The 1,082-nt window shown below is 48.7% G+C and carries 2 protein-coding genes; both read right to left on the minus strand.

Features of this window, described 5'->3' with window-relative positions; all coding sequences use genetic code 11:
- Window positions 1-9 precede the first annotated feature (9 nt).
- Window positions 10-624 carry an IS630 family transposase gene (locus GJR95_RS41595; RefSeq protein ID WP_232541319.1) on the minus strand — a complete coding sequence of 205 codons (615 nt, stop codon included), beginning with the start codon at window positions 622-624 and terminating at the stop codon, window positions 10-12.
- Window positions 609-1,034, minus strand: a complete 426-nt coding sequence (locus tag GJR95_RS41600) for a helix-turn-helix domain-containing protein (RefSeq protein ID WP_162391492.1) — start codon at window positions 1,032-1,034, stop codon at window positions 609-611. The genes GJR95_RS41595 and GJR95_RS41600 overlap by 16 nt, the downstream gene beginning before the upstream one ends.
- Window positions 1,035-1,082: the final 48 nt, after the last annotated feature.

Here is a 1,082-nt window from a genome sequence, read left to right on the forward strand (position 1 = left end):
ACTAAGTACTCAGACGGAATTAATTATAGAATGATTTTGAGTAAATCGGATAGTGTACTTGGTGCCAAATTCAGCCAGGATAGCCTTGACGGCCTGAGTCAGCGACTCATAACTGGTGTAAGCTGCTGTATCCAACCATTCATATTTGATTTTACGCCACAAACACTCGACTTTATTCAAATGAGGACTGTAAGCAGGCAGAAAAAAAATATACAAGCCTGCTTGCTGCCACCGCTCAAAACAAGCCTGGAAAGCCTTCGAGCGATGCATGGGTGCATTGTCCAACACCAGAACTGTAGGGCGGCTCAGACTAAGCACCCACTCTTCGACGCAGCTAATCACAAACTGACTGTTTACACTAACTGGGCTGGTAAAACTCACCAGATGGCCAGCTTGATCGATCCAAGCCAATACATTGAGTCGGCGACTGGCCTGACTAGTCCGCTCCAAGGCATGATCTGCCGCTTGCCAACCGTAGGGAACAACGGGTATCAGACTGAAGCCCGATTCATCGCCATAAAACAGATCAATATGGCCCTCAATTGTCAGGGTTTGCAAGTCGATCAAGCATTCGAGTTTGTCCACATAGTTAGCTGGTCGCAATCGCTTTACACCCCGTCGGATACGCTTCCAGCGCCAGCCACACTTTTTAAAAAGCGTTGGAGCGTTTTGTGGCTGAACTCCCGGTTGAGCTCTTGGCGTAAGACTTGTCGAGCAGCTTTCAGTTGCTGGGCATGGGCACTTACGTGCTGGTTAACCAAGGCCTCATCGGCCGAGGTTAGAATGGGCTTACGCCCTTGGCCTGGCTGATTGTAAAGCCCTCGTAGACCTTGTTGTTCCCAAGCATCGAGCCAATTATAGATCGTGAGCCGACTGACCTGAAAATGGTCTTTCAGCCAGCCAACGGATTGTTTCTGGTGACTCAACAGGATGCACAGGCACCGATTACGAAACTGAAACTGAGGCCCGTGCTGCTGACCCTCTCGCAGAGTACGTTCTTCGTCTGGAGTGAGACTGGCAAAGCGTGGTTGCATTTCACAAAGCTAATTCATTGCATAAATAAATCTGTCTGAGTACTTATT

This window comes from Spirosoma endbachense (genome assembly GCF_010233585.1).
GTDB lineage: Bacteria > Bacteroidota > Bacteroidia > Cytophagales > Spirosomataceae > Spirosoma > Spirosoma endbachense.

Coding starts and splice junctions, on each gene's coding strand:
- GJR95_RS41600 (WP_162391492.1), bottom strand. CDS start 1,034: ATGCAACCACGCTTTGCCAGTCTCACTCCAGACGAAGAACGTACTCTG.